The following is a 7,943-nucleotide window of genomic DNA, read 5'->3' as shown; positions in this document are numbered from 1 at the left end:
TCGGTCGGCTCGTCGAGCAGCAGGAAGGGCGTGGCGCGCAGGGCGGCGCGGGCGAGCGAGAGCCGGCGCGCTTCGCCGCCCGAGAGTTTGGCGCCGGCCTCGCCACCAGCGAGTCGAGGCCGCCGGGGCGGGTGCGGACGAACTCGGCGAGGCGGGCGGTCTCCAGCGCGCGCCAGAGCGCGGCATCGTCGGCATCCGGGCGGGCGAGGAGGAGATTGTCGCGCAGGGTGCCGGCGAAGATCGCGGTGGTCTGCGAGACCACGGTAAAGAGCGAGCGCAGGTCGTCGCCGCGGATGGCGGCGAGATCGACGCCGCCGATCGTGGCCCGCCCCGCCTCGGGCGGGGCGAAGCGGAGCAGCAGGTTGAACAGCGAGGTCTTGCCCGCGCCGCTGCGGCCGAGAATGGTGACGTGCTCGCCCTCGGCGATCGACAAGTCGATTCCGGCGAGCGCGGGATGGGCCGCACCCGGATAGCGGAGCGAGACGCCGGCGAGAATGAGATCGAGCCGGGCCGGGCGGGGCGGGCTGGCGGCGGGCTCGGCGACGGGGGGCGGACGGTCGAGCAGGTCGAACACGCGGCGGGCGGAATCCGCCATGCCGCCGAGGAGCTGGAAGGCCGCCGGCAGCGGGGCGACCGCCTCGAAGGCGGCCATCGCGCCGAGGGCGAGCAGGGCGACGACCGGCCCGGCGATGCGGTGCGCGTCGGCCAGCGCGCCGGCGAGCGGGAGAATCGCCAGCATCGTCAGACCGGAGGCGAGCAGGATGGCGGCGGCGCCGAAACCGGCGATGGCGGCGAGGCGGCGCTGGGCGGCGAGCAGGCCGGCGCTCGCCGCGTCGACCCGGTCCGCCATCGCCCCGCTCGCGTTGCAGGTGAGCAGCTCGGCCATGCCCTGGATGGAATCGACGAGATCGGCGCGCATCGTCGCCTGCAGCGCGACGGCGGCGCTCGCCGGGCGGCGGCCGAGGCCGAGGCTGGCCAGCGGCACCGCGATGCCGGCGACGATGAGCCCGAGCACGAGCAGCAGCGCCGCCGCCGGCGAGACGATGGCGAAGCCGAGCGCCATGACCAGCGCCGCCGCCGCCGCGATGGCGAAGGGCGAGACGACGCGGAGGAAAAAATCGCCCAGCCGGTCGATATCGGCGACGAGGCGGGAGAGCAGGTCGCCGCCGCGCTCGCCGGCGAGGCCGACCGGGGCGAGCGGTTCGAGCCCGGCATAGGCGACCATGCGCAGCCGGGCGAGCAGGCGGAACGTCGCCTCGTGATCGACCAGCCGCCCGGCATAGCGGGCGAGCACGCGCAGGGTCGCGAAGAAGCGCACCCCGGCGGCGGGGGTGAAGAAATTGAAGACGTTCTGTGCGGCGTAGCCGGCAACACCGGCCACCCCGGTGGCGGCGAGGAACCAGCCGGAGAGCGCGAGCAGGGCGAAATTCGCCAGCACGGTGAGAAGGCCGAACCCGATACCGGCGAGAACCCAGGCCCGGTAGGGCGCGTAGAGGCGGAGCAGGCGGATCAGGTCGCGCATGGTGCCTCCGCGGCGCCGAGCAGGGCGGCATAGGCGCCGCCGCGGGCGAGCAACTCGTCATGCGTGCCGGATTCGGCGAGGCGCCCGCCCTCCAGCACCAGGATGCGGTCGGCCCGGCGGACGGTGGCGAGCCGGTGGGCGATCAGGATCGCGGTGCGGCCGCGGGCAAGCTCGGCGATGACGGCGGCGATCTCGGCCTCGGTCTCGAGGTCGAGATGCGCCGTGGCCTCGTCGAGGATCAGCAGCCCGGCGTCGCGCAGGAAGGCGCGCGCGAGGGCGAGGCGCTGGACCTGGCCGCCGGAGAGCCCGGCGCCGCCATCGCCGATGCGGGTCTCGATCCCGGCGGGCAGGCGATCGACCTCGTCGAGCAGGCGGGCGCGGCGCAGGGATTCGCGCAGCGCCGCAGTATCGGCATCCGGCCGGGCGAGGCGCAGGTTGTCGGCGATCGTGCCGGCGAAGACGCGGGGGTCTGCGGCACATAGGCCAGACGCGCCCACCAGGCCTCGCGGTCGAGCGCGGCGAGCGCCGTGTCGTCATTCACGAGGACGGCGCCGGATTGCGGGGCGACGAAGCCGAGCAAGGCGGCGGCGAGGGTGGATTTGCCGGCGCCGGAGCGGCCGACGATGGCGGTGAGCGTGCCGGCGGGAAAGGCGCAGTCGATCCCGTGCAGCACCGTCTGGCCGGGCTCGTGGGCGATGGTGAGGCCGGCGCAGCGCAGCGACAGCGCGCCGGAGGGTGGGGCGGCATCGCCCCAGGTCGTCGCCGGTGTCGCATCGAGCACGTCGAAGATGCGGCCGGCGGCGGCCAGCGCCGTCATCCGCGCGTGGTAATGGGTGGCGAGGCCGCGCAGGGGGAGGAAGAATTCCGGCACCAGCAGCAGCACGAAAAAGGCGGGAAAGAAGCCGATATGCCCGTGCAGCAGCCGCGCGCCGAACAGCACGGCGACGAGGGCGATCGAGAGCGAGGCGAAGAATTCCAGCACCGCCGAGGTGAGGAAGGCGATGCGCAGCCCGGCCATGGTGGCGCGGCGGTATTCATCGGCGATCCGCCCGATCAGCGCGATCTCGTCGCGCGCGCGGCCGAACAGCCGCAGGGTGGTGATGCCCTGCACCGCATCAAGGAAGCGCGCGCTCATGGTCAGCAATTCGCGCCATTGCCGGCGGTTGATCGCCTCGGCGCGGTAGCCGACGAAGACCATGAAGACCGGGATGATCGGGCCGGTGACGAGCAGCACCACCCCGCTGATCCAGTCCACCGGGAAGATGGCGGCGAGGATGGCGAGCGGGACCAGCGCGACCAGCGCCATCTGCGGCAGGTAGCGGGCGAGATAGGGCTCCAGCGCCTCGACGCCGTCGAGCATGGTGGCGGCGAGATCCGCGCTGCGCTCGCCGGCGGCATGAGCGGGGCCGAGGGCGAAGAGATGGTCGAGCAGCGCGCGGCGGAGCGAGAGCTTCACCGCGGCGGCGGCATGGTGGGCGGCGAGTTCGGAGGCGTAGCTCAGCGCCGCGCGCAGGAGCAGCAGCCCGGCCAGGGACGCGAGCGGCAGCGCCAGCGCGGCGGGGGCGGTGTGGCGGAAGATCAGCGCGGTGACGACATGGGCGAGCAGCAGCGCCTGAGCGATCACCGCGAGCCCGGCGGCGAGGCCGAGGCCGATGGCGAGCGAGAGAAAGCGCCTTGCCCCTGCCCGCCGCGATCAGGCGGCGGTCGAGCGCGCGGCGGGGCGGGGTGGCCGAAGCCTCGTTGGGCGGTATGGTCAAATCTGTCCTCTCACGCGTCGGCGGCGGCCTCGGCGCCGCGCGCGGGCGGCGGACGGTTCACACGCGGTGCCTGTTCTGGCATTGACATGAATCAAGCGGCATCGGGCAAGCCCCGTGCGGAGGACGAGCCCCGGCCCCGCGCGGGGAAATTCATTTGAAGGAAATCGGCCGGCATGGCGGCATTGAAACGCAATCTCATTTTCGTGCTCGCCGCCATCATTACCGGACTGGTCTCCATCGCCTTCGGCATCGGCGTGATCCGCGCGACGGCGCTGTTCCAGCACATGACCGCGCAGCGCGGCTGGATCGTGTTCCTGCTCTGCCCGGCCGGGCTCGCGCTGATCGTCTATCTTACCCGCCAGGTGTTTCCGGGCGCGCAGGGCTCGGGCATTCCGCAGGCGATGGCCGGGTTGCAGATGCAGGATTCGGCCGATGTCGATTCGGTGCTGTCGTTGCGGATCGCGGTGGGGAAATTCCTGCTCACGCTGCTCGGCTTCGCGACCGGCGCCTCGATCGGCAAGGAGGGGCCGACGGTGCAGATCGGCTGCGCCGCGATGAACATCTGCGGGCGGATGGGGCTGGAGCGCACCCATGCGCTGCAACGGCTGCTGATCCTCGCCGGAGGGGCCGCGGGCATCACCTGCGCGTTCAACGCGCCGGTCGCCGGCATCGTCTTCGCGATCGAGGAAATGGCGCGCAGCTTCGATGACCGGCAGGTGCGCTCGATCATTCTCGCGGCATTCGCCAGCGGCATCACGCTGCTCTTCGTGCTCGGCTACCAGCCCTATTTCGGCGTCTCGCACGCGGTGCTGAAGCTCGACTGGATCTGGCTGCTGATCCCGGTCTGCGCCGTGATCGGCGGGCTCGCGGGCGGGTTGTTCGCGCAGATTTTGGTGACGCCGTGGAGGTTCCTGCCCGGCGCGATCAACCGGCTGGCGCAGAAGCGGCCGGTGATGTTCGCCGCCGTGTGCGGCCTCGCGCTCGCGGTGATCGGCCATGCCTCGCACGGGATGGTGTTCGATGCGAGCTACGCCAATGCGCGGGACGCGATGGTTGCGGGCGTGCTGCCGCCGGTCGATTTCGCGCCGCTGAAATTCCTCGCCACGCTGGTGTCGTACCTGTCGGGGATTCCGGGCGGGATTTTCGCGCCCTCGCTCGCCGTGGGGGTCGGCGTGGGCACGGCGTTCGTGCATCTGCTGCCGGGGCTGCCGGTGGCGGGATTCGCGATGGTGGGGATGGCGGGATATTTCGCCGGCGTCGTGCAGTCGCCGCTGACGGCGGCGGTGATCGTGATCGAGATGACCTCCGATCCGTCGATGTCGGTGCCGGTGGGCATCGCCGCGATTCTCGGCACCATGGCCTCGCGGCTGGTCTGCAAGGAGCCGGTCTATCACGCGATGTCGCACCAGTTCCTGCGTATCGTCGAGAACCGGCCGATCCCCAAGCCCAACACGGTCGATCCGGCGCCCGAGGCGCATCGCTGAGCCGCCGCTTGTAACGGCGCGGCACCTGTCGCATCCTTGCCGCAAGACGAAAGACACGTTCCGGGAGACCGCCATGGATGCCGCCGAACTCCGCGCCCTGCAGGCGCCGCTGAAGCAGAAATACCGCGAGGATGCCGCCTCGGCGCGGATCGTCTCGCGCGCGGTCGGCGAGATCAGGCAAAGCGGGATCGCCTGCGTGGTGCGCGGCCATGACGGCGAGGTGACCGCCGGGCTGCACGAGGCGGCCGGCGGCGACGGGTCGCAGGCCTGCTCGGGCGACATGCTGCTGGAGGCGCTGGTCGCCTGCGCCGGGGTGACGCTTTCCGCCGTCGCCACCGCGATGGGTGTGACGGTGAAGCGCGGCAGCATCACCGCCGAGGGCGTGTGGGACGCGCGCGGCACGCTGGCGATCGACCGCGCCGCGCCGGTGGGCGTGACCGACATTTCGCTCCGCTTCGATCTCGACACCGATGCCGACGAGAAGAGCGTGGCCCGGCTGATCGAGAGCACCGAGCGCTATTGCGTGATCTTGCAGACGCTGCGCAACCCGCCGCGGATCGAGGCGATTCGCGGCTGAGGTCATTCAGCCGGGTTTTTTCCGGCTGAGGTCAATCAGCCGGGATCGAGGGCGAAAAGACCGGTCTCGCCGACATCGAGCGTGGAAAACCGCGCTGCCGGCAGGCCGGCGGCCTCGCGGGCGGCTTCGAGGTCGCGTTCCGGCGCGTCGATCGCCTCGTCGGTGAGCTGGAACGTGCCGAAATGCATCCCCACCGCCCGCGCCGCCCCAGCTCGGCGAAGGCGCGCACGGCATCGGCGGGTTCATGTGGACATTGCCCATGAACCAGCGCGGCGCGTAGGCGCCGATCGGCAGCAGCGCGAGGCCGGGGCGGCCGAGACGCTCGCGGATCGTGCGGAAATAGCCGGTATAGCCGGTGTCGCCGGCGAAATAGAGCTGGCCGGCGGCGTGGCGCAGCATGAAGCCGCCCAGAGCGTGGCGTTGCGGTCGCGCAGCGTGCGGGCGGCGAAATGCCGCGCCGGGGTGAGGGTGATGCGGGTGCCGCGCAACTCGGCATGATCCCACCAGTCAAGCTCGGTGGCCGGGCCGAGCCCCTTGCGGGTGAGAAAGGCGCGGTTGCCGAGCGGGGCGAAGATCCGGATGCGGCCGAAGCGCGCGTGCAGGGCGGCGAGGGTCGGGATGTCGCAATGGTCGTAATGGTTGTGCGAAAGCAGGATCGCGTCCGGCTTCGGCATCGCGTCGAGCGTGAGGCCCGGCGGGCGGACCCGGCGCGGCCCGGCCCAGCCGACCGGCGAGCAGCGCTCGGAGAGGATCGGGTCGGTCAGCAGCACGAGGCCCGGCAGGCGGATCAGGAAGCTCGCATGGCCGATGAAGGTGACGGCGGCGTGGCCCTCGGGCACCTCGGACGGCGGCGGAGCAAAAATCCGGTTTTCCACCCGCTCGGGCCATTTCGCCCTTCCTTCGCGCCGCGTGACCCAGCGGAGCATCGGGAAGCGGCCGGTGCGGCGGCGCGCCCCTTCGGGGTTGAAGAAGCGCGCGCCGTCGCAATGGTCCGAAACCGGGTAGGGCAAGGTCAGCCGAACGCCGCGTTGAAGGCGCCGCCATCGAGCAGCAGGTTCTGGCCGACGATGAAGCCCGATTGCGCGGCGCAGAGAAAGGCGCAGGCATCGCCGAATTCCTCCGGCGTGCCGACGCGGCCGGTCGGGTTGGCGGCGGCGCGGGCGGCGAGTTCGTCCTCCACCGATCGGCCGGAGGCGCGGGCGGCGGAGGCCGCGTTGTCGCGCAGCCGGTCGGTCAGGAAGGGGCCGGGAGAAGATTGTTGATCGTCACGTTGTGCCTCGCGACCTGGCGGGCGAGGCCGGCGACGAAGCCGGTCAGCCCGGCGCGGGCGCCATTGGACAGGCCGAGGGCGGGGATCGGCGATTTCACCGCCGCCGAGGTGATGTTGACGATGCGGCCGAAGCGGCGCTCGATCATGCCATCGACCGTCGCACGGATCAGCGCGATCGGGGTGAGCATGTTGGCGCGCAGCGCGGCTTCCCAGTCGGCATCGGTGAAGTTGCGGAAATCGCCGGCGGGCGGGCCGCCGGCATTGTTGATCAGGATGTCCGGCGCGGGGCAGAGGGCGAGAGCCGCGGCGCGGCCGGCTTCGGTGGTGATGTCGCCGGCCGCGATCTCGACCTTCACCCCGGTTTCGGCGCGGATCGCCGCCGCCGTTTCCGCGAGCGCTGCCTCGCCGCGCGCGGTGATCACCAGATCCACCCCTCGCGGGCGAGGGAAAACGCCACGGCGCGGCCGAGTCCCTTGCTCGCCGCGCACACGATCGCCCGCCTGCCCCTCAATCCGAGTTCCATCTCCGCTCCCTTCCCTGTCCTGCTTGTGTCGAAGCCGCGTCCATAGCATCAGATGGGCGGGATACCGAATTCGACAGGGGACGACGACCACCGCCATGAACGAGCGCGCGCTGACCGGGCTGAAGGTGATCGACCTGACCAGGGTGCTGGGCGGGCCGTATTGCACGATGATCCTCGCCGATCATGGCGCGGACGTGATCAAGATCGAGCCGCCGCAGGCGACGAGGTGCGCGACTGGGGGCCGCCTTTCCTGGAGCGGGCGGACGGGGCGCGGGATGCGAGCTATTTCCTCGGCGCCAACCGCAACAAGCGGGCGATGACGCTCGACCTCGCGCACGAGCAGGGGCGCGCGGTGCTGCTGCGGCTGCTGGAGGACGCCGACGTGCTGGTGGAGAATTTCAAGCCCGGCACGCTGGAGAAGTGGAATATCGGGCAGGCGGCGCTGGCCCCGCGCTTTCCGCGCCTCGTGCATTGCCGGATCTCGGGGTTCGGCGCCGACGGGCCGTTCGGCGGGCTGCCGGGCTATGACGCGGTGGTGCAGGCGATGACCGGGTTGATGACCATCAATGGCCGCCCCGGCGAGGGGCCGCTCAGGATGGGGACGCCGGTGGTCGATCTCGCGACCGGGCTGTATTCGGCGGTCGGCATCCTGATGGCGTTGCAGGAGCGGCAGCGCTCGGGGCGCGGGCAGTTCATCGACATGACGCTGCACGATGCGGGCATGGCGCTGCTGCACCCGGCGGCGGCGAACTACCTGCTCAACGGCAAGCGGCCGGCGGCGACGGGCAATGCCCATCCGAACATCGCCCC

Annotated in this window: 5 protein-coding genes and 4 pseudogenes; 3 read left to right on the top strand and 6 right to left on the bottom strand. The window is 71.6% G+C overall.

What is annotated here, in order from left to right; translation table 11 throughout:
* The 3 genes and pseudogenes from ACIDOCELLA78_RS96470 to cydD all read right to left on the bottom strand — a co-directional run.
* Positions 1–176, bottom strand: a 176-nt coding sequence (locus ACIDOCELLA78_RS96470; RefSeq protein ID WP_283770877.1) for an ATP-binding cassette domain-containing protein, incomplete at its 3' end; no start/stop codon positions are given.
* A pseudogene (locus tag ACIDOCELLA78_RS96465) lies at positions 161–1,522 on the bottom strand (amino acid ABC transporter ATP-binding/permease protein); the annotation flags it as partial. The pseudogene ACIDOCELLA78_RS96465 and the gene ACIDOCELLA78_RS96470, both read right to left, overlap by 16 nt.
* Positions 1,510–3,146: pseudogene (gene cydD / locus ACIDOCELLA78_RS96460) on the bottom strand (thiol reductant ABC exporter subunit CydD). The pseudogenes ACIDOCELLA78_RS96465 and cydD, both read right to left, overlap by 13 nt.
* 306 nt (positions 3,147–3,452) lie before the next feature.
* Between cydD and ACIDOCELLA78_RS96455 the strand changes: the two are divergent.
* Both ACIDOCELLA78_RS96455 and ACIDOCELLA78_RS96450 read left to right on the top strand, forming a co-directional pair.
* Positions 3,453–4,763: a chloride channel protein gene (locus ACIDOCELLA78_RS96455; protein ID WP_201729855.1), complete on the top strand. Its 1,311-nt coding sequence runs from the start codon at positions 3,453–3,455 to the stop codon at positions 4,761–4,763.
* Between the two features lie 73 nt (positions 4,764–4,836).
* Positions 4,837–5,340, top strand: coding sequence for an OsmC family protein (locus ACIDOCELLA78_RS96450; RefSeq protein WP_201729854.1), 504 nt, complete (start codon positions 4,837–4,839; stop codon positions 5,338–5,340).
* 35 nt (positions 5,341–5,375) lie between these two features.
* Here ACIDOCELLA78_RS96450 and ACIDOCELLA78_RS96445 read toward each other — a convergent pair whose 3' ends face one another.
* The 3 genes and pseudogenes from ACIDOCELLA78_RS96445 to ACIDOCELLA78_RS96435 form a co-directional block, all read right to left on the bottom strand.
* A complete protein-coding gene (locus ACIDOCELLA78_RS96445; protein ID WP_249676870.1) occupies positions 5,376–5,528 on the bottom strand; it encodes a hypothetical protein in 153 nt (50 codons plus the stop codon).
* Positions 5,529–5,582: 54 nt separating this feature from the next.
* Positions 5,583–6,350, bottom strand: a complete 768-nt coding sequence (locus ACIDOCELLA78_RS96440) for an MBL fold metallo-hydrolase (protein WP_249676867.1) — start codon at positions 6,348–6,350, stop codon at positions 5,583–5,585.
* Between the two features lie 2 nt (positions 6,351–6,352).
* Positions 6,353–7,133, bottom strand: a pseudogene (locus ACIDOCELLA78_RS96435) (SDR family oxidoreductase).
* Between the two features lie 95 nt (positions 7,134–7,228).
* Here ACIDOCELLA78_RS96435 and ACIDOCELLA78_RS96430 point away from each other — a divergent pair.
* Positions 7,229–7,943: pseudogene (locus tag ACIDOCELLA78_RS96430) on the top strand (CaiB/BaiF CoA transferase family protein); the annotation flags it as partial.

The sequence above is a fragment of the Acidocella sp. C78 genome, assembly GCF_907164655.1.
This window is presented reverse-complemented; position numbering and strand designations above follow the sequence as displayed.